General features: G+C 47.8%; 19 protein-coding genes. 5 read left to right on the top strand and 14 right to left on the bottom strand.

Annotated elements, in window-relative coordinates:
• Nucleotides 1–19: 19 nt before the first annotated feature.
• The 13 genes from herA to pcnB all read right to left on the bottom strand — a co-directional run bounded on the left by herA (nucleotide 20) and on the right by pcnB (nucleotide 13353).
• Nucleotides 20–1840 (bottom strand): anti-phage-associated helicase HerA, encoded by a 1821-nt coding sequence (gene herA / locus ACYQ1O_RS09240; RefSeq protein WP_459991377.1) that lies wholly within the window; start codon nucleotides 1838–1840, stop codon nucleotides 20–22.
• 2 nt (nucleotides 1841–1842) lie between these two features.
• Nucleotides 1843–3156 carry a DUF4297 family anti-phage-associated protein gene (locus ACYQ1O_RS09235; protein ID WP_459991376.1) on the bottom strand — a complete coding sequence of 438 codons (1314 nt, stop codon included), beginning with the start codon at nucleotides 3154–3156 and terminating at the stop codon, nucleotides 1843–1845.
• 7 nt (nucleotides 3157–3163) lie between these two features.
• The gene (locus ACYQ1O_RS09230; RefSeq protein WP_459991375.1) at nucleotides 3164–4444 is read right to left on the bottom strand and encodes a DUF2130 domain-containing protein; all 1281 of its coding nucleotides are present in this window, start codon (nucleotides 4442–4444) and stop codon (nucleotides 3164–3166) included.
• Nucleotides 4445–4993: 549 nt separating this feature from the next.
• On the bottom strand, nucleotides 4994–6133 hold the full coding sequence (dapE, locus tag ACYQ1O_RS09225) for a succinyl-diaminopimelate desuccinylase (RefSeq protein ID WP_459991374.1): 1140 nt from the start codon (nucleotides 6131–6133) through the stop codon (nucleotides 4994–4996).
• A complete protein-coding gene (locus tag ACYQ1O_RS09220; RefSeq protein ID WP_459991373.1) occupies nucleotides 6130–6474 on the bottom strand; it encodes an ArsC family reductase in 345 nt (114 codons plus the stop codon). Before ACYQ1O_RS09220 ends, dapE begins: the two co-directional genes overlap by 4 nt.
• Nucleotides 6475–6476: 2 nt before the next feature.
• The gene (locus ACYQ1O_RS09215) at nucleotides 6477–6719 is read right to left on the bottom strand and encodes a hypothetical protein (RefSeq protein ID WP_459991372.1); all 243 of its coding nucleotides are present in this window, start codon (nucleotides 6717–6719) and stop codon (nucleotides 6477–6479) included.
• A gap of 63 nt (nucleotides 6720–6782) precedes the next feature.
• Entirely contained in the window at nucleotides 6783–7601 is an 819-nt protein-coding gene (dapD, locus tag ACYQ1O_RS09210) for a 2,3,4,5-tetrahydropyridine-2,6-dicarboxylate N-succinyltransferase (RefSeq protein WP_459991371.1), read from the bottom strand.
• A 2-nt stretch (nucleotides 7602–7603) separates the two neighbouring features.
• Entirely contained in the window at nucleotides 7604–8806 is a 1203-nt protein-coding gene (dapC, locus tag ACYQ1O_RS09205) for a succinyldiaminopimelate transaminase (protein ID WP_459991454.1), read from the bottom strand.
• A gap of 8 nt (nucleotides 8807–8814) precedes the next feature.
• Nucleotides 8815–9603: a M48 family metallopeptidase gene (locus ACYQ1O_RS09200; protein ID WP_459991370.1), complete on the bottom strand. Its 789-nt coding sequence runs from the start codon at nucleotides 9601–9603 to the stop codon at nucleotides 8815–8817.
• Between the two features lie 117 nt (nucleotides 9604–9720).
• Nucleotides 9721–10563 carry a pantoate--beta-alanine ligase gene (gene panC / locus ACYQ1O_RS09195; RefSeq protein WP_459991369.1) on the bottom strand — a complete coding sequence of 281 codons (843 nt, stop codon included), beginning with the start codon at nucleotides 10561–10563 and terminating at the stop codon, nucleotides 9721–9723.
• A 6-nt stretch (nucleotides 10564–10569) separates the two neighbouring features.
• Entirely contained in the window at nucleotides 10570–11364 is a 795-nt protein-coding gene (gene panB, locus ACYQ1O_RS09190) for a 3-methyl-2-oxobutanoate hydroxymethyltransferase (protein ID WP_459991368.1), read from the bottom strand.
• On the bottom strand, nucleotides 11361–11867 hold the full coding sequence (folK, locus tag ACYQ1O_RS09185) for a 2-amino-4-hydroxy-6-hydroxymethyldihydropteridine diphosphokinase (protein ID WP_459991367.1): 507 nt from the start codon (nucleotides 11865–11867) through the stop codon (nucleotides 11361–11363). The genes panB and folK overlap by 4 nt, the downstream gene beginning before the upstream one ends.
• A gap of 52 nt (nucleotides 11868–11919) precedes the next feature.
• Nucleotides 11920–13353 (bottom strand): polynucleotide adenylyltransferase PcnB, encoded by a 1434-nt coding sequence (pcnB, locus tag ACYQ1O_RS09180; protein WP_459991366.1) that lies wholly within the window; start codon nucleotides 13351–13353, stop codon nucleotides 11920–11922.
• Between the two features lie 182 nt (nucleotides 13354–13535).
• Here pcnB and ACYQ1O_RS09175 point away from each other — a divergent pair, with 182 nt between their 5' ends.
• From ACYQ1O_RS09175 to mepK, 5 genes are all read left to right on the top strand, one after another.
• Complete coding sequence (locus tag ACYQ1O_RS09175) at nucleotides 13536–13715, top strand: hypothetical protein (protein ID WP_459991365.1); 180 nt, start codon at nucleotides 13536–13538, stop codon at nucleotides 13713–13715.
• Nucleotides 13716–13784: 69 nt separating this feature from the next.
• Nucleotides 13785–14180 carry an RDD family protein gene (locus ACYQ1O_RS09170; RefSeq protein WP_459991364.1) on the top strand — a complete coding sequence of 132 codons (396 nt, stop codon included), beginning with the start codon at nucleotides 13785–13787 and terminating at the stop codon, nucleotides 14178–14180.
• Nucleotides 14181–14206: 26 nt separating this feature from the next.
• The gene (gene prlC / locus ACYQ1O_RS09165) at nucleotides 14207–16246 is read left to right on the top strand and encodes an oligopeptidase A (protein WP_459991363.1); all 2040 of its coding nucleotides are present in this window, start codon (nucleotides 14207–14209) and stop codon (nucleotides 16244–16246) included.
• Nucleotides 16243–17712: a 4-hydroxy-3-polyprenylbenzoate decarboxylase gene (gene ubiD, locus ACYQ1O_RS09160; RefSeq protein ID WP_459991362.1), complete on the top strand. Its 1470-nt coding sequence runs from the start codon at nucleotides 16243–16245 to the stop codon at nucleotides 17710–17712. Before prlC ends, ubiD begins: the two co-directional genes overlap by 4 nt.
• A gap of 152 nt (nucleotides 17713–17864) precedes the next feature.
• The gene (gene mepK, locus ACYQ1O_RS09155; protein WP_459991361.1) at nucleotides 17865–18533 is read left to right on the top strand and encodes a peptidoglycan L,D-endopeptidase MepK; all 669 of its coding nucleotides are present in this window, start codon (nucleotides 17865–17867) and stop codon (nucleotides 18531–18533) included.
• Nucleotides 18534–18546: 13 nt separating this feature from the next.
• Here the strand turns inward: mepK and ACYQ1O_RS09150 are convergent, their stop codons facing one another.
• Entirely contained in the window at nucleotides 18547–19269 is a 723-nt protein-coding gene (locus ACYQ1O_RS09150; RefSeq protein ID WP_459991360.1) for a hypothetical protein, read from the bottom strand.
• Nucleotides 19270–19271 lie beyond the last annotated feature (2 nt).

Raw genomic sequence — 19271 nt, 5'->3', positions numbered from 1 at the left:
TAATGATTTACCGATAAAATTATTTGTACCATTCCTTTTTGATTTCTTGTATATCAATATTTTTCCATTCTTCTTTCCATAGTTCCCAATATGGAATGTCATTTGATGACGGTTCAGGCGAGCAACGCTCAATTTGAACAATTGATGGCAAAACAATTGATTCACCAACCAATAATGCCTCACCCTGTTTTAAGGCGGGCATTTTGTCTATTAATGAACCTAATGTATCCGGCAATAATTTCTTTACATAACCTAAATCCGCAGGGTTCGTCAGCCGCATCGCAACAAAGTTATTACATTGGGAGAAAATGGTTTCGGATATTTCCGAAGGTCGTTGACTTGCAAGCAAAAGCGTTACGCCATATTTTCTGCCTTCCTTTGCAATTCGCTCTATTGATTTTTTTGATGATCGATATTTCACCAGCTCGCTGTTAGGTACATATTTATGAGCTTCTTCATAAACCAATAAGATTGGGACGTCATTGTTGATTTTTTCTTCTGAGTTTGAAGTGCATCTTAGTCGCTTGTAAAAATAACCATATTCAAAAATCAGACGAGAAATTAGAGAAACCGTAATGCTCAAAACCTCAAAAGGAATACCGCTCAAGTCAATCACTGTAATATTCGATTTTTTGTTTGGTTTTTTGGTGGAATAACCCATTAAATTAGCAAGTGTGTCTTCAAAGGAAATGGTTTTAGAAGCTTCTCCAAATAAGAAAGTTAATCTATCTTGATTAATTTTTTCTTGAAAACGGACAAAAAACTTATCCAAAGTACCATCTGCATAATCACCCTTTGTAATGCTCTGAGGTTTAGTGGGATAAAATGAGTATTCTTTTTCAAAATATTTTAATATTTTTTCATTATCTGATAGTTGAATTCCTAAATTCGGGGTAATGCTTTTTGAATCGTCCCAAGTATAAGAACTGTCATTAATCATAAATCGGTCTGAAGCTTTCGAATTTCGTGTTTCTTCTTTGAGATTAAAGAGGGCATTTTGTATTTCTTTAATATCAAAAAGTAGAGGAGTGTCGTAAAAAACTTTGGATTGAGTTGGATTATGTTTCTTTTTATTTTCAGTAACTAATTTTCTAAAAACAGACGACTGATTGTAGTTGTCTCTTTCTCCGGTATCCAAAAGAATTTCTTCAAGCTCTTCACTATTTAAAAGCCAATATGGCAAAACTAAGTTATCAATATCAATAAAATTAGCATCAGGAAATGCAGATTTATATTCAGAGTGAATATCAAAAATAATCACATGCGAATTGTTTAAGGAAAAATTGCCATCTTTCTCAGCAACTGCATTTTGAATAATTTTTGATAATGTATGGGATTTGCCAGAGCCTGTTGAGCCAACGATGGCAATGTGCTTATTAAAGAATTTGTTACCATTTACTGGAACTTTAACTTTAACTGATGAATTAGATGAAAGTGAAGAAAAACAAAAACTTTCGTTTTTAGAAACAGATTCTTCATATATTTTTTTAATGTCTTCAATTGATGCCGGAAAAACATTTTTTGGAGGAATGGCTAGAGAATCACCTCCGCGTTCAAATTTCTCTCCTCTCAATATACCCAGTGGAAATGCTTCAATTATGTGATCTCTTTTGGTTACAAGATTTCCTTTTTGGTCTTTTACTTCCCTTAATGAAATTTGAAAATTTTCAATGATTGCTATTAGGCTAGCATTTGCATTATCTTCAATTTTTAAGTACGAACCTACTTTTAATGTTTCTTCCCCGGCCTTAAAAATATCTAAATCTTCTACCACGATTTTTACTTTATCAGGGAATACAGCGACCACTGTTGCATTTTGTTCAGATGAATGATTAGTCATATTTATATTATCTCTTTGATGTGATTAAGTTTGTTGATCTGAATTTTTACTTGATTGATTGATAAATCATTCGTATCAAAAATTTGGTTATTAAAATAGAACTGATAAATTGCAGCTTTTCTTTTAATTTCAGGTAAGAATTGATTCAGATACTCAAGTCTGTTAAGAAATTTAAGTTTTATACGATGGTTTTTATTCGGTGGAGTTAATAATGATTTTTTATTAAAGTCGGCTCCTTCAAAATCAAAACCGTCTTTTATCAATATGTTGTTTTCCATGAGATCTTTTTTAATTTCAATCAGTTCATCATTTGGGATACTTTCAAAATACACATAAGGACAAAATGGTTCAGGCTCGTTATCTATTTTTGTATATTTTGTGGCTAGTGATTCAAGTAAATATTTAACTTCCTGTCTGCAATAATTGTCTGCGTTTATTTCTATCAAAAAGATACGATGTGAAACTAATCCTGTATTTAAATTACCAAAATATTCATTTCTTAACTTTTGCAAATATAATTTTTCGCCTTTTATCTGTATGAACCACTCATTAAAAAGCACTTTTTTTGTGTCAATTTTATTAATGAAATTCATTTTTGTTATTTTTCTGTCTACGACATCTTTTTGAATAGCAATATCTTTAATACATTTCAGTGCGCCGTTGTAGTAAAAATGGTCTACTTGAAATTCGGTACAGGAAAATTGCTTTAAAAGTAGGTCACGTATTTTTTTAATCTGAGCATCGTAATTATCAGCATTAATATCAATTTGCAGTTTTGATAGAAATTCAGATAAATATTTATCGGATAAGTTAAGTTCTAAATGGTGATGATGTTGATCTTTGGCTTTTTTGTAGCTAAGAAAATGTTCTTTTAGAAATTCAATGTCTTCTATTGGGGCTGGAAGTTTATCTTGGCCAGATTTGAAATGACCGTATAAATAATATGAAACGGCTGGTTTTACCCCGTTTTTTACGTCTTTGAAATGGCTCAGCATCAACCGAATTGGTTTTGCAATAACGGAATGATTGTATTCAGTTCCTTCGTAATATTTACATTGAATTGCTACATCTTCGGTAGGTGTTTTAATATCTATATCTTCAATATTTTCGACGACCACGCTATCTGTATCTTCTGAAAACTCTAAGAGCTTAAGAATAGTGCAATCAAATTGATAGAAATAACCTTTTATTGTGTCTGTTGCGCTTCTTGTTGCCATTTGAAACCTATAATTTAAAAACTTTAGCTTAGTAGGGTGGGCAACGCTTTCCTGCCCACCGTTCATCCCGCAAATGGTGGGCAGAACAGCATTGCCCACCCTACAACTACAACTCGTCATCAATCCCCAAAACCTTCATCTCCAAACCCTCAATCTCCTGCAAAGATTTCCCCGCTATGCCCTGCAAATCGCCATACATGCCGACGGTGGCGTTCATTACCCGTTCGATTTGGGTTTGGCGTTTTGCCCATTGCTTCATGATGGCTTTGCGTTCTTTGTCTAGGTCTTCTTGCATGGTGGAGAAGGCTTCGACGATGGCTTCTACGCGTTGTTTGAAGCGCGGGCCGGTGAGGTATTGGTAGACCAATTCGGTTTTACCGTGTTGGCCTTCGGCGGCGAGGCGGGTGAGGCCGATTTGTTGCAGGGTGTGGCGCAGGATGGTGGCGACGGGGAGTGCGGCACGGGGGCTGGTGACCCAGATGCCGTCGATTTCTTCGAAGTTTTCTACGCCTTTGGGCAGGGCGTGGCTGACTAGCACGGCGATGTCGGCTTTGGCGTTGCGTTGGTCTTCGCGCAGTTTCACTAGCCAGCCGTCGCTCCAGTTTTTGGTGCGTTTGGTTTCCCATAACAGCGTGCCGCTGATTTGTCCGGTGGGGCTGATGACGCGTTGCAGGGCATCGCCGCCGAATTCGCCTTTGGCGACGGGTTCGATGCTGTCATAGGGAAATTTGGCGCGGAGCATGGCTTCCAATTCCATTTCTTGGACTTCGCCTTGCAGTTGTTGCGAGCCTTGTTCGGCTTTGCGTTTGAGTTCTTCTATTTTTTGCTGCATGGAGGCGATAGTTTGTTCGCGTTCCAGCACTTTGAGGTTAAGGCTGTCTTCGGCTTCGCGTTTGGCTTGGGCGCGGACTTCGCCTAGGCCGTCTTGGATGCGTTTGGCGACGGTCAATTCCAGTTCGCGTTTGGCATCGTCGAGTTCGCGTTGTTTTTTGATGAGTTCGGCCTGGGCTTGTTGGGCTTCGGCGAGTTTGGCGTCGCGGGCTTTGAGTACGTCGTTTAATTCTGCCAGTTCGCGGGTTTTGCTGTCGATTTCGTTGGCGGCGGCTTGTTTGGCTTTTTGGCTTTCTTCGCTGATGATACGCTGGCGTTCGCTTTGCAGTTGCGCGGCGACTTGTTGGGCGATTTGCTCGTCTAGCGTACGTTTGGCATCTTGCAGTTGTTTTTGTTGTTCGCGCAGGCCATCTTCGCGCTGGGCGATGTCGTGGTCTTTTTGCGCCAGTTGTTGTTCAAATTGCTGGCGGGTGGCGGCAATCAGCGGGGCGGCGAGAGATTCAGTTAGGCGGATTTCGGTGGCGCAGTTGGGGCAGTGGATGGTGGGTTCGGTCATGGTCGGCTTTTTCCTTTAAGCAAGGCCGCCATGATACGCGAAGGGGATGGGATTAGTCTGTTAAGGATTTAACAGCGTGTGTTGGCTGCTGGTGGGTTGGGCGTGAAAAAACAGGTTTTTTCGCTCCAACTTGGCAAAAAGTTTAAGAGCGGGCATAAAACAAGCAATTCAACGGTAGGTGCGAATTCATTCGCACGCACAGTACCCGCATGGCATAAATGCGGATAAATCCGCACCTGCAGAATACGTTTGCCTTTAGGGTTGGGAAGTTGCCAATCAGTTAACCAGGATTTGTCCGTCAATTTATGAAAGCTGTTTCGGCTCTTCTAGGTCAATCAGTTCAACGGAAAGATTTTAGAAGGTACGCAGTGCGTACCCTACAGGGCTTAAATCTTTTATGTCAATGGCTTATCGAAGCCGAAGCCAGCGCTTCGCTTTGGCTTCGATCAGCTAACGGCTTTAAACCATGGCAGTTAAGTTAAAACTAATCTAAAAAGTGTTTTTGCGGAGTGAAAAAACATGTTTTTTCACTCCCAACAGGCGCAAAACTTAGCGGTTAGTTGTAACCAATAAGTTAACTAGGACTTGTTCGTAAATTCGAGACAGTTCTTCCAATTCTTCCAAACCAATCATTTCATTAACTTTGTGGATGGTGGCGTTCAGCGGCCCCAGTTCGATGACTTGTGCGCCGGTGGGGGCGATAAAGCGTCCGTCCGAGGTGCCGCCGCCGGTGTCGTCTACGGTTTCGTAGCCGGTGACGGTTTTAATGGCGGCGTGGGTGGCGTCGATCAGTTCGCCTTGCGCGGTTAAAAATGGGTTGCCGGACAAGCGCCATTGGATGTCGTAGTCGAAATCGAAGCGGTCGAAAATGGCGTGGGTGCGTTGTTTGATGGTGGCTTCGTCCAGTTCGGTGCAAAAGCGTAGGTTGAACAATATTTCCACGCTGCCGGGGATGATGTTTTCTGCGCCGGTGCCGCCGTTGATGTTCGACACTTGCAGGCTGGTCGGTGGGAAAAAGTGATTGCCTTTATCCCAGACTTCTTCGGTCAGGGCTTTTAGCGCTGGTGCAAAAGAATGGATAGGGTTGCTGGCCAGTTCGGGGTAGGCCACATGGCCTTGGATGCCTTTTACGGTCAGTTTGGCGCAGAGCGAGCCACGGCGGCCGACGCGGATGACGTCGCCAATTTTTTTGTCGCTGGACGGTTCGCCCACTAAGCACCAGTCGATTTTTTCTTGGCGTTGCTCCAACACTTCCACTACTTTAACCACGCCGTGGGTGGCAATGCCTTCTTCGTCGCTGGTCATCAGCACGGCGATAGAGCCTTGATGGTCGGGGTGCTTGGCTAAAAAGCGTTCAACGGCGGTGATGAAAGCGGCAATACCGCCTTTCATATCGGCTGCGCCGCGTCCGAACAGTTTGCCGTCGCGCAATGTGGGTTCAAACGGCGGCGATTGCCAAGCGTCCAAAGGCCCGGGCGGCACGACATCGGTATGGCCTAAAAACACTAATAACGGTTTGGCAGTGCCGCGCCGCAGCCACAGGTTTTGGGTGTCGGCAAAATTGAGGCGTTCTTCCAAAAAGCCTAGTGGTGTCAGGCGCGCGGCAATGGCGTCTTGGCAACCGGCATCTTCAGGGGTTACGGAGGGGCGGCGGATCAGGTCTTTGAGGAGTTCTAGCGTGTCGGTCATGGGCGTAGGTTTTCGTAGGTGTCGGCTTTGAAGCCAATGATGACTTGGCTGCCGGTATCTAAGACGGGGCGTTTAATGAGGGTGGGTGTTGCCAGCATTAACGCCAAGGCGGTGTCGGCGTTCGGGTGGCTTTGCTGTTCGGTGCTGAGTTGCCGCCAACTGGTGCTGCTGCGGTTAAGCAGCTTTTCCCAGCCGACCGCATCGGCAAAGCTTTGTAGCTGTGCGGCACTGAGGCCGTCAGCCCTAAAATCGTGGAAGCGGTAGTGGATGCCGTTGTTGTCCAACCATTGTCGGGCTTTTTTGACGGTGTCGCAGTTTTTGATGCCGTACAGGGTGAACATTTTTACAATTGGCTGCTTAACAGTTCTTCTAAGGTTGGCAATTCTTTATCGGTTTTGCGGCGTTCTTTGTACACGTCCACAAATTCCATAAAGGCTTGTTCCAAATCAGCAAGCACTTCTTCTTCGTCTTCACGTTCGTCGCTAGGCACTTCAGAGTTGAACAGATAATCTTTTTGTAAGGCAATTTCGCTATCGATAGCCAAAATGGCGTAGATGACAGCGGTAGTTGATATGGGTTGGCTCATGGCGATTCTCTTTGGGTTAGGGGTTAAGGGCGATAGTACACCGCCCTTGGGTTTTTGGTGCGATTAATCTCTTAACAATTCATTGATGCCAGTTTTGCTGCGGGTGCGTTCATCCACTTGTTTGATGATAACCGCGCAATACAGGCTGTAGCTGCCATCAGCCGATGGCAAGTTTCCGGATACGACGACTGAACCGGCAGGGATGCGTCCGTAAGTGACTTCACCGGTCATGCGGTTGAAGATTTTGGTGCTTTGACCGATGTAAACGCCCATTGAGATCACGCAGCCGTCTTCAACAATCACGCCTTCAACGATTTCAGAACGTGCGCCGATAAAGCAGTTGTCGCCGATGATAGTTGGGTTGGCTTGTAAAGGCTCTAATACGCCACCGATGCCGACGCCGCCGGACAAATGCACGTTTTTGCCGATTTGCGCGCAAGAACCCACGGTTACCCAGGTATCGACCATGGTGCCGCTATCGACATACGCGCCGATGTTGACATAAGACGGCATCAAAATCGCGCCAGGGGCAATGTAAGAACCACGGCGGGCAACGGCGTTGGGTACGACACGGACACCGGCAGCGGCAAAGTCTTCTTCGCTGTAGCTAGAGAATTTGCATTCGACTTTATCGTAATAACGGGTGTTGCCGCCGTCCATCAAACGGTTTTCGTTGATGCGGAACGATAATAACACCGCTTTTTTCAGCCATTGATGGGTGACCCAGTCGCCATCGATTTTTTCGGCGACGCGCAGTTTGCCGGTATCCAGCAGGCTTAAGACTTCATTGACGGCTTCACGCACTTCGGCAGTGGCGTTGCTTGGGGTGATGTCGGCGCGGTTTTCAAAGGCGGTGTTTATGATGTTTTCTAATTGTGTCATTGTTATCTTTTTAAGGTGTTAAGGAAATTTTTAATGCGGTGCGCGGCTTTGATGCATTCATCTAAAGGTGCGACCAAGGCTATGCGGACGTGGTTAATGCCCGGGTTGTCGCCATTAAATTCGCGCGACAGGTAGCTGCCCGGCAACACGGTGACATTTTCGTGGGCGAACAATTGCTTGGCAAATTCACAGTCGTTGATCGGCGTTTTTAGCCAGATGTAGAAACTGGCGGGCGGTTGTTTGATGTCGCAGGCTTCTTCAAGAATGCTGATGAACGCAGCAAATTTTTCCCGATACAGGCGGCGGTTTTCGATGACGTGGTGTTCGTCTTGCCAAGCACGGATGCTGGCGTGTTGCGTGGGCAACGGCATGGCACAACCGTGGTAGGTGCGGTATTGGAAATAACCTTGCAACAGTTCGGCATCGCCCGCCACAAAGCCCGAACGCAGGCCAGGCGCGTTGGAGCGTTTCGATAAGCTATGGAACACGACGCAGCGTTTAAAAGCGGTGTTGCCTTGATTGTAGGCCGTTTGCAGCAGACCGACCGGTGGCTGGTCTTCATCGTCGTAAAGTTCGCTGTAGCATTCGTCGGCAGCAATGACGAAGTCGTATTGCTCTGCCAAGTCCAGTAAATGCGCTTGGCTGGCTTCGCTCATCACCGCGCCGCTGGGGTTGCCGGGCGAGCAAATGTACAGCAATTGGCAGCGTTGCCAAATGTCCGCTGGTACGCTGGCAAAATCGGGCAGATAGCCGTTGGCTTCGGTGGTGTTGACAAAATAAGCTTCCGCACCTGCCAACAACGCCGCGCCTTCGTAAATTTGGTAAAACGGGTTGGGCATGACCACAACCGGTTTGTCGGTCGGGTCGATCACGCATTGGGCGAATGAGAACAAGGCTTCGCGCGTGCCATTGACCGGCAGCACCTGGCTGTCAGGATTAATGGCCCCAGCAGGGATTTGGAAGCGTTCCGATAGCCACTCAGCAATGGTGATGCGTAATTCGGGGATGCCTTTGGTGGTCGGGTAATTGGCTAGCCCTTGCAAATGTGCCACCAACGCTTCTTGGATGAAAGGCGGTGTCGGGTGCGCCGGTTCGCCTATCGACAAGGCAATGTGATGTTTGTCGATGGGCGGAACGCTATCGCCTTTCAGCTTGGCTAGCTTTTCGAAGGGATAAGGGTGTAGGTGTTGTAAATGCGGTGTCATTGCCGGTGTTACTGTTTGGAACATTGGGGTTTTTTGCCTGCAGCCTGTGCCTGCTGGAAATATTGCAGGGCTTGCGGCATGTGCGCTTGCAAGTCTTGCATACGCGTGGCGTGGGAAGGGTGGGTGGACATAAACTCAGGCGGTTGTTTGCCTTGTGAGGCTTGTTCCATTTTTTTCCACAGGCCAATGCTTTGCTCTGGATTAAAGCCCGATTTCGCCATCAGGTCTTCGCCAATCATATCGGCTTCGCTTTCTTGGGTGCGCCCGTAAGGCATCAACACGCCGTATTGTGCGCCAACGCCTAATAAGCCAAATGCCGTTTGCCCCATTGGTGTGGTCGGGTTGGTCATGGCTTGCAAAATGCCCATGCCTTGATTTAAGGCCATTTCTTGCGAGGCGCGCTCATTACTGTGTTTCGCCAGGACGTGGCCTATTTCATGACCGATAACTGCAGCCAGTTGATCTTGGTTGTCGACCATCCGAATCAGGCCTGTATACACACCAATTTTATTGCCAGGTAAGGCAAAGGCGTTCAGCGAGTTGTCTTCAAACACTACGATTTCCCATTTGCCGCCGACTTCTTGTGTGATTTGGTTGGCAATGCACAGGGTAAATTGTTTGAATTTTGGATTGGCGCTGATTTTTTTCTGTTGTTTTAAAGTGCTGAACGCCTGCAAACCCATTTGGTTGATTTGGTTGTCAGGCATGGCAATAAATTGCGTCCTGCCCGTGGGGCTGGTCACGCACGATGTGGCTAAGCAGACCGATGCGGCAGCGAGCAATAATTTTTTCAACATAGAGATGCCCACAGATGATGGAAAAATAGCGGGCATTTTAACGTAAGTTTTGTCGTGATGTTCAATAATGATGCGCCGATTGCCAAGATGCAGGCGTGTTTGCAGCCGTCTGGCGTTTTAAAGGGAAAAATACACGTTGTCGATCAGCCTGGCTCTGCCTAAACGGGCGGCGACCAATATCACCAGCGCAGTGTCTTCAGGTTTGGCGGCTTGCAAATTGTGGCTATTGCAAATGTGGAAATAATCGCTCTGGAAACCCGCTTGGCTTAAGTTTGCCACCGCCTGTTTTTCCAAGGCGGCATAATCGCGGTTGCCGGCAATGATGGCGTCGCGGGTTTGGCATAAGGTTTGGTAGAGCAGGGCGGCTGTTTGTTTTTCGGTATCGCGTAAATAGCTGTTGCGTGAGCTGAGCGCCAAACCATTGTCTTCGCGTACCGTGTCTACGCCAATCAGATCAATAGGCATGTTCAAATCGTCAACCATGGCTTTGATGACGGCAAACTGCTGGAAATCCTTTAGGCCAAAGACGGCGCAATCGGCTTGGGTAATGTTGAACAGTTTACAGACCACGGTGGCAACGCCGTCAAAATGTCCGGGCCGGAATTGACCGCAATGCAAGCTTGCCAAGTGACTGACGGAAATTTGGGTGTGGGCGTTTGTGCCGTACATGTCCTCGACACTGGGCATAAACAGGCAATCATTGCGGATAATCGCCAATTTGGCTTGGTCTTGCAGTTCTGTGCGCGGATAAGCGGCAAAGTCTTCGCCAACGCCAAATTGGGTGGGGTTGACGAAAATGCTGGTGATGACGCAATCGGCCTGTTGCTGGGCTGTACGTACCAGTTGCAAATGGCCTTCATGCAGGTTGCCCATCGTCGGCACAAGCGCGATGCGTTTGCCCGCCGCGCGCCATGTTTTGGTTTGTTGCCGCAAGTCGGCAATGGTTTGGATGATTTGCATGATGAGTTAGTAGCTGTGTTCTGGCGCGGGAAACTGTGCTTGTTTGACGGCTTGGTGATAGTTGCCGATGGCGGCGCTGATGCTGGGTGCATCGGCTAAAAAGTTTTTGCTGAAGCGGGCGGTGTGCGGAGTGATGCCCAGCATGTCATGCAGCACCAATACTTGCCCATCACAATCGATGCCTGCGCCGATGCCGATAGTGGGTATGGTGAGCTGTTGGCTGATGGTTTTGGCCAGTTGCGCCGGTATGCATTCCAGCACCAGCAGCTGTGCGCCTGCCTGTTCAATGGCAAGCGCATCCGCCAAGATTTGCTCCGCTTGCGCTGGTTCTTTGCCTTGTACGCTGTAGCTGCCAAGCTGGTTGATGTGCTGTGGTAACAACCCCAAATGCCCGCAAACGGGAATGCCTTGGGTCACCAAAAAACGGATCGTTTCCACGTTTGCACCTTCCAGTTTGACCATTTGCGCACCACCTGATTGCATCAGTTTGGCGGCATTTTTGGCGGCTTGCAGCGGCGTGGCATAGCTCATAAACGGCAGGTCGGTCATGACAAAGCTGCGGCTTCGGGTGCGGCTGACGCATTGGCTGTGGTAAACCATATCGCTGATGCTGACGGGTAACGTGCTGCAGTGGCCTTGCACGGTCATGCCGAGCGAGTCGCCAACCAGCATAATGTCAATGCCGGCTTGGTCAATAACGGCACTAAAACTGGCGTCGTAAGCGGTCAAGCAGCTTATTTTTTCACCACTGCGCTTCATGGCCTGCAGGTCTTTGAGTGTTAAGGCTGGGCTGGGCTTCATGCGGTTAACCGTTCAATATCGGTAGGCGGGCAGTTTTTCAGCAAATCGGCAATGGCTCTGTTGTCGGGGATGACCAGATCGGGCGCGATTTCAGCCAGCGGCAGCAACACAAAAGCGCGTTGGCAAATGCCGGCATGGGGAATGGTCAGTTCGGGCAAATCCAGTTGTTCATTGCCGTAAATCAGCAAATCCAAATCTAAGGTGCGTGCGCCCCAACGTTCGCCATCGCGGACGCGGCCTTGTAAATGTTCGATGTTTTGCAAGCTGCGCAACAAATCTAATGGCGACAATGTGGTGAGGATCCCCATGACGGCGTTGACGTAATCCGGCTGGTCTTGCGGTCCCATGGGCGCGCTGTGGTAAAGGCTGGAAAACGCCAGTTCGGTAATGCCAGGGGTTGCATTGATGCGGTTTCGGGCAGTAATAAGCTGCTCGGCTGGTGAGGCAAGGTTGCTGCCCAAGCCGATATAAGCAGTCACGGTGCCGGTGGTTGGATGGGTCATGTTAGGTAAAAGCGGTAAGGATGGGCCGAAAGTTAGGGTTGGTGTGTTTGTTTTAAGGAGGTGTTCCGGCGTTATTATCGGTTGGTTTTTTACGGTAGCTTTTGCGGCGGCCTGACTTGCTGTGCGCTGATTTACGTGGCGGCGCGGTCATTTTGCGTTGTTCGTTTTCGTTCGCGTTTTGATATTTGCCCCACCATTCTGCCAGCTCAGCTTCCGCACCGCCGGTTTCTGCGCGTAGCAGTAAGAAATCGTACGCGGCACGGAAACGGGGATGCCCAATCAGGCGGCTGGGTTTGGAGCCGATGCGGCTGTTGAATTTGGGTTGCAAGCTCCAGACTTCGCGGATAGCCAAGCTGATGTGGCGGGGCAGGGCAGTGATGCGGACTTGTTGCGACAATATTTCGCTGGCGGCATCTTGATAAGCCATAAACTCCGGCAAGCCTTGCGCTTGTTTTTCTTTGGCGAGAATTTGCACGGGTTCCCATAAAAATGAAGCAAACAGGAAATAAGCCGTCACCGATTTGCCATCGGCAATGCGGTTGTCGGAATTTTGCAGGGCTTTCACCAACAATTGGCGCGGATAACCGTTTTCCTCGCTGCCCAAGCTTTTTTCGGTGGCTGGGAACAGCACTTGAAAAAGCCCGTAATGGCGCAGCATTTCAAAAGTTTGTAGGGCATAACCAAATAAAAATAGTTTCAGCACTTCGTCATAAAGCCGTGCAGATGGAATGCTGCCCAGCAATTCTGCCATCTCTTTAATGGGTTGTTGGCATTGGCTGTCGATGTTAAAGCCGAGTTTGACGGCAAAACGCACCGCCCGCAGCATACGCACCGGGTCTTCACGGAAACGTACAATAGGATCGCCAATCAGTTTCATGACCCCAGCTTTATGGTCATCCATGCCGTTGACGTAATCGACGACAGAGAAATCTTTGATGTTGTAGTACAAGGCATTGACGGTGAAATCGCGCCGCCAGACATCTTCTTCAATGCTGCCGTAGACATTGTCACGCAGCAGTCGGCCTTCCTTGTCGAGTATTTGTTTGTCACTGGCATTTTCGCTGGCGCCACGAAAGGTCGCGACTTCAATGACTTCGCCGCCAAAATGCACATGCGCAAGGCGGAAGCGGCGTCCTATGATGCGGCAATTGCGGAAGACTTTTTTGATTTGTTCAGGATCGGCATTGGTGACCACGTCAAAGTCTTTGGGTTCGCGCCCAAGCAGCAGGTCGCGCACACAACCGCCCACCAAGTAAGCATCGTAGCCTTCTTTTTGCAGCCGGTATAAAACTTTTAAGGCGTTATCGCTGATCCTTGAGCGCGAAATGACATGTTCGGAGCGTGGATAAATTCTAAATTTTTCGGCAACAGGCAGTTCAGCCTCAACAGTTTCTTGTGGGTTGGCTGACGGAAGGATTCTTTTTAAAAAGTTGATAATAATTGCTGCACCCTGTTTATCTTTTAGTTTTTTAATGACGTTAATCATATCATTCCAATAAAATTCTGACCCAAGAGGCGAATTTCTTTTCTTTTACATTAGCCTTTTGTCTATAGTAGAATTGCCGCTCTGATTTTTACGGCTAGTAAGTGTGCATTTAAACAGATTAAAGATCAGATCACCATTATTTTAACGCCAGTATTGTGATTGAAACGCCTAATGGGGTTGTTATGTTCCAAAAGATTATCAATGGTTTTATCGACCAACCTGTATTGACCAGCGTGTTTGCCACAGATTTTTTCATTCTGTTGTTCCATAGACCGCCGTTTTTGTTCTCTTTAGTCATGTTCGCAGGCCTGATGGGCATGTGCATGTATTTTGGTCAAAAACTTGCCTTATTCAAAAATTAATTTTTGCCGAATTCTAGTCAATCCAGTCCATTGCAAAAGCCAGGTGGAAACACTCATCCAGCACCTGGTTTGCTGCGTCGCCTAGCCGCCATTTCCTACGACCTGTTCCTGCTGTTAGCCGTTTTGTTTGTGGCTACCGCTTTGATTTTGCCGTTTAATCGCGGTGAAGCCTTCACGCCCGACCAGTTTTTCTACCCACTGTATTTGTTTGTCGTCAGCTTTGTTTTCTATGGCTGGTTTTGGACGCACGGCGGGCAAACACTGGGTTTACGGGCTTGGAAACTAAAAGTTTTGACATTCGACCGACAGCCTATAAGTTGGGGTCAAGCCCTGCTGCGCTTTGTTGCCGCCCTTTTTTCATGGCTGCCGCTGGCCTTAGGTTTTGTCTGGATTTTGTTCGATCGGAACCGGCGCGGCTGGCACGACCACTTTTCGAAAACGGCTGTCTTTTTTGAAGACCGTTAAACCTCGCATCAATCAGGAAGCAAAACATGAACAATCCGTTGTTGGCAAATGCCGCTTTGCCGTTATTTTCTAAAATCAAACCCGAACATATCGAACCAGCCATTGACCAATTATTGGCGGAAGCCCGCGCGTTGGTTGCAGAATGTTTGCAGGCCAACCAAGACTACACGTGGGAAAACTTGGTCGAGCCGTTGGAAAACATGGAAAACAAGCTGAGCAAAGCGTGGTCTCCAGTCAGCCATTTAAATTCGGTCTGCAATAGCGATGAATTGCGCGATGCCTACAACGCTTGCTTGCCTAAATTGAGCGAATATTCCACCGAAATGGGGCAAAACGAAGCCTTATTTAAAGCCTATCGCGCCATTGCCGACAGCGCCGGATTTGTCCAGTTGGATGTCGCCCAACAAAAGATTATTAACAATGCTTTACGCGACTTCCGCTTGTCCGGTATTGACTTGGATGCTGATAAAAAACAACGTTATAAAGAAATCAGTTTGGAGCAGTCCAGCCTAGCCAGTAAATTTGGCGAAAATTTGCTGGATGCCACCAATGCTTGGAGCATGCTGATTAAAAGCCGTCAAAGTTTGGCAGGTTTGCCTGATTCCGCCATGGCCCAAGCCAAACAAACCGCCGAAGCTGAAAATGAAAAAGGCTGGATGCTGACTTTGCAATTCCCGTCTTATATCGCGGTGATGACTTACGCCGATAACCGCGAATTGCGCCGCACCGTTTATGAGGCGTTTGTAACCCGTGCTTCCGATGTCGGCCCTGATGCCGGCGAATGGGACAATACTGACATCATGGAGCAAACAATGGCTTTGCGTCATGAAAAAGCCCTGTTGTTAGGCTTTAACAGTTATGCCGAATTATCGCTCAGCACCAAAATGGCGGAAAAGCCGGAAGATGTCACTCGCTTTTTGGAAGATTTGGCGGAACGCTCGTTGCCGTTTGCCCGTAAAGATTTGGCGGATTTGCAGGCATTTGCCGACCAGTTCTATGGCATTAAAGATTTGCAGTCTTGGGATTTGAGCTATTACTCCGAAAAAATGCGCCAGCATTATTACCAGCTGTCGCAAGAAGAAGTGAAAGCCTATTTCCCGATTACCCGTGTATTGCCGGGCTTGTTTGCTGTGGTTCAACGTTTGTTTGGCTTACATATCAGCGAAATCAAAGAGTTTGACACTTGGCATCCTGATGCACAATTCTTCCAAATCCACGACCGTGAAGGTCAGCTGCGCGGGCAGTTCTTCATTGACTTGTACGCACGCAGCAACAAACGTGGCGGTGCGTGGATGGACGATTGCGTGGGTCGTAAAATCGTCAATGGTGCGGTACAAACACCCGTCGCCTATCTGACTTGCAATTTCACGCCACCTACTGCCGACACACCGGCACTATTGACGCACGATGAAGTGACGACGCTGTTCCATGAGTTCGGTCACGGTTTGCAGCACATGTTGACTAAAGTCAATTACCTGAGCGTTTCCGGCATTAACGGCGTGGAATGGGATGCCGTCGAATTGCCTAGCCAATTTATGGAGAACTGGTGCTGGGAACAGGAAGCCTTAACCTTGATGTCAGGCCATTATCAAACCGGTGAAGCTTTGCCGGATGCGTTGTTCCAAAAAATGTTGGCGGCAAAAAATTTCCAAGCCGGCATGATGATGGTGCGGCAGTTGGAATTCAGCTTGTTCGATTTCAAAATCCATCTGGATTACGACCCAGCCCAAGGCGCGCGTATCTACGAAACGCTGGAACAGGTCAGAAAACAGGTGGCGGTGGTCCAAGCACCGGCTTTCAACCGCTTCCCGCACAGCTTCTCGCATATTTTTGCTGGCGGCTATGCCGCAGGCTATTACAGCTACAAATGGGCGGAAGTGCTGTCCAGTGATGCTTTCTCAATGTTTGAAGAAAATGGTATTTTTGATGCCGACACCGGCCATGCTTTCTTGACCAATATTTTGGAAACCGGCGGCAGCCGCGAGGCGATGGAATTGTTTGTGCAATTCCGTGGACGCAAGCCGAACACCGACGCTTTGTTACGACACAACGGGATTACCGCATGAAATATCGGGATTTACGCGACTTTATCCAGCAGCTAGAAAAGCAAGGCGAGCTGAAACGAATAAAAGTACCGGTTAATCCCTATTTGGAAATGACGGAGATTTGTGACCGTGTCCTTAAGCAAGGCGGCCCCGCCATTTTGTTTGAGAATCCGGTCGGCAGCAATATTCCGGTGTTGGCGAATTTGTTTGGTACGCCAAGGCGTGTGGCAATGGGTATGGGCGCAGAATCGGTTGACGAGCTGCGCGGTATTGGGCAATTACTGGCCTATCTGAAAGAACCCGAACCGCCCAAAGGCATGAAAGACGCTTGGGAGAAATTCCCTGTCTTCAAGCAAGTGTTGAACATGGCACCTAAACTGGTGACATCACCGCCTTGCCAGGAAATTTACCGGCAAGGCGATGAGATTGATTTAAGCGATTACCCCATCCAGACCTGTTGGCCCGAAGACGCCGGTCCGCTTATCACTTGGCCTTTGGTCATCACCAAAGGCCCGAACAAAGAGCGCCAAAATCTGGGCATTTATCGCCAACAAGTCATCGGTAAAAACAAAGTCATCATGCGTTGGTTGGCGCATCGGGGTGGCGCGCTTGATTTTAAGGAATGGCAACAGGTGCATCCTGGCAAACCATTTCCGGTGGCGGTGGCTTTGGGTGCCGATCCGGCAACGATTTTAGGTGCAGTCACACCGGTGCCGGACAGCTTGTCTGAATACGCTTTTGCGGGCTTGTTGCGGGGCAGTAAAACCGAAGTCGCGAAATGCCTGCTCAGCGATTTGCAAGTGCCTGCCAGTGCGGAAATTGTTTTGGAAGGCTTTATCTATCCGGGCGAAACCGCACCGGAAGGGCCTTTTGGCGACCATACCGGCTATTACAACGAAGTCGATGAATTCCCTGTTTTTACTATCGAGCGCATCACCCAGCGGCAAGCGCCGATTTACCACAGCACGTTTACCGGCAGGCCGCCTGATGAACCCGCCGTGTTGGGCGTGGCCTTAAACGAAGTGTTTGTGCCGATTTTGCAAAAGCAATTCCCTGAAATTGTCGATTTTTACCTACCACCGGAAGGCTGTTCCTACCGCATGGCGGTCATCAGCATGAAAAAGCAATACGCAGGCCACGCCAAACGCGTCATGCTGGGGACTTGGTCGTATCTGCGCCAGTTTATGTACACCAAGTTTGTCATTGTGGTCGACGATGATGTCGATGTCCGCAATTGGCAAGATGTCATCTGGGCGATCACTACGCGCATGGATCCGGCGCGCGATTTGACCATTTTGGAAAATACGCCCATTGATTATCTCGATTTTGCGTCGCCAGTATCAGGTTTGGGTTCTAAAGTAGGCTTTGACGCAACTAACAAATGGCCCGGCGAAACCAACCGTGAATGGGGCAGAACAATTGTCATGTCGCCGGAGGTGGTCAGCAAGGTGGATGCAATGTGGGGTGATTTGTTTTCAGATAAGTAAATGGTAATCAGATGCTTAGCTTATTGTTTCTTATTGGTAAATGGTTTGCTATTGTAAATGTGAGTTAATTCACATAAAAAACGGTAAAAACTTAAGGATGCGTTAAGGCTGGCAGGCCACAATCGCAGTATCTCGTTTACCGGATATTAGCCATGAATGACTTAACCTCTAAAAATGTAAACATTGAAGAAGCCAGCGTCATCTCATCAAGACGACAATTTTTAAAGCACCTGGCGTGCGGCTCTCTGGTTGTGGTCGGTTCATCTTCAAGCTTGGCCTCAGCCGCTGTCCATCATGTCTATGGACGCTCATCTCCATCCAGTCATAGCCATAAACCAAGCCCTATCCACAAGCCACACCTTGTTGCCCATAAAGGTTTCCAAAAGCAACTGGCTTTGGAGAATCCTAATACCGGCGAGTCTTTAAACCGTGTTTATTTTGAAAATGGCCGTTATGTCAAAAGTGCTTTGCAAGAATTCAACCACTTGCTGCGCGACTTCCACACCGAGACAATGCATCCGATTGATCCTACCTTATTGGATCAGTTGTACGACCTTAAGCAAACCTTAGCTATTCGCAAACCCATCCATATCATCTCGGCTTACCGTTCGCCTTACACCAATGCCAACCTGCGCAGACAAACCCACGGCGTCGCCAAACACAGCCTGCACATGGAAGGCCGTGCTATCGATATTCGCGTCGAAGGCGTTTCCTCAAGATATATCCGCAATGCTGCCGTAGCCATGGGAAAAGGCGGCGTGGGTTATTACCCAGACGCCAATTTTGTCCATCTGGATACCGGTGATGTCAGAATTTGGTAAGGCCTGCTTGGTTTTACTGATAACTTGCCGCATAGCCTAGGCTTTTAAAGCATTCGGTATATCTTTCCATAAACGGTTCTATGCTTTGTAAGCTGTGGATAATTTCAAAGTTTCCTTGTCCTGACGGTTGACCGGAATAAGATTGGACAAGGCGACCTGCCAAGGCTTGATCTAAACAATGGTCGCCATCTTTCGCCAATTGGTTGGTATCTAATCGAGATGAAGGTCGATTGACTTCAATTCTCCCTCCTAACTGGCCTTCACTGCCCGATTGATAAATCGGGATTTCCGGAGAAGACTTCACTGTATTGTTCAAGACCGAGACCAACACAAAAAAACCTTTCTCGTTGGGATACTTGCTTTCAAGTGTTTTGGGCATACGGGTCTCAATGGCGCATTCGTTAGCGGTTTGGCGCAGCGATTCACCCAGGTGTTTTTTCTTTACAGGCCTTTCTTCCAGACAGGTTCGAAAGGCGGTGAGTTTTTCGAGATCCGGTTCACTAAAAGACCAAGCCATTTTTATGATGGAGCCGTCAAAATCTGTGATGGTCAAGGTCGGGTTCAGGTTGTTTAAACTCGCAAATTTAAAACCAAAATCCACAGGTAAATAGGCGAGCTTGATCTGTTCCTTTTGCCGTTTAATGAACTCAGGCGAGGACGTGCAGGCCAGCAGGCAAGCTGATGCCAATAGGGCTTTTGTTAGGTTGATGATGCCAAAAGGATGTTTGTTAAACATTG

Source organism: Methylosoma difficile, from assembly GCF_054657615.1.
The sequence above is the reverse complement of the archived record's forward strand: the minus strand, read 5'-3'. Positions and strand labels throughout refer to the sequence as shown.

Excerpts from the sequence above, each read along its gene's own strand:
- herA (WP_459991377.1), bottom strand. The coding sequence starts at position 1,840 with ATGACTAATCATTCATCTGAACAAAATGCAACAGTGGTCGCTGTATTC.
- ubiD (WP_459991362.1), top strand. The coding sequence starts at position 16,243 with ATGAAATATCGGGATTTACGCGACTTTATCCAGCAGCTAGAAAAGCAA.
- panC (WP_459991369.1), bottom strand. The coding sequence starts at position 10,563 with ATGCAAATCATCCAAACCATTGCCGACTTGCGGCAACAAACCAAAACA.
- ACYQ1O_RS09230 (WP_459991375.1), bottom strand. The coding sequence starts at position 4,444 with ATGACCGAACCCACCATCCACTGCCCCAACTGCGCCACCGAAATCCGC.
- folK (WP_459991367.1), bottom strand. The coding sequence starts at position 11,867 with ATGACCCATCCAACCACCGGCACCGTGACTGCTTATATCGGCTTGGGC.
- mepK (WP_459991361.1), top strand. The coding sequence starts at position 17,865 with ATGAATGACTTAACCTCTAAAAATGTAAACATTGAAGAAGCCAGCGTC.
- ACYQ1O_RS09220 (WP_459991373.1), bottom strand. The coding sequence starts at position 6,474 with ATGTTCACCCTGTACGGCATCAAAAACTGCGACACCGTCAAAAAAGCC.
- dapE (WP_459991374.1), bottom strand. The coding sequence starts at position 6,133 with ATGACCGACACGCTAGAACTCCTCAAAGACCTGATCCGCCGCCCCTCC.
- panB (WP_459991368.1), bottom strand. The coding sequence starts at position 11,364 with ATGAAGCCCAGCCCAGCCTTAACACTCAAAGACCTGCAGGCCATGAAG.
- dapC (WP_459991454.1), bottom strand. The coding sequence starts at position 8,806 with ATGACACCGCATTTACAACACCTACACCCTTATCCCTTCGAAAAGCTA.
- pcnB (WP_459991366.1), bottom strand. The coding sequence starts at position 13,353 with ATGATTAACGTCATTAAAAAACTAAAAGATAAACAGGGTGCAGCAATT.
- ACYQ1O_RS09215 (WP_459991372.1), bottom strand. The coding sequence starts at position 6,719 with ATGAGCCAACCCATATCAACTACCGCTGTCATCTACGCCATTTTGGCT.
- prlC (WP_459991363.1), top strand. The coding sequence starts at position 14,207 with ATGAACAATCCGTTGTTGGCAAATGCCGCTTTGCCGTTATTTTCTAAA.
- dapD (WP_459991371.1), bottom strand. The coding sequence starts at position 7,601 with ATGACACAATTAGAAAACATCATAAACACCGCCTTTGAAAACCGCGCC.
- ACYQ1O_RS09175 (WP_459991365.1), top strand. The coding sequence starts at position 13,536 with ATGTTCCAAAAGATTATCAATGGTTTTATCGACCAACCTGTATTGACC.
- ACYQ1O_RS09200 (WP_459991370.1), bottom strand. The coding sequence starts at position 9,603 with ATGTTGAAAAAATTATTGCTCGCTGCCGCATCGGTCTGCTTAGCCACA.
- ACYQ1O_RS09150 (WP_459991360.1), bottom strand. The coding sequence starts at position 19,269 with ATGTTTAACAAACATCCTTTTGGCATCATCAACCTAACAAAAGCCCTA.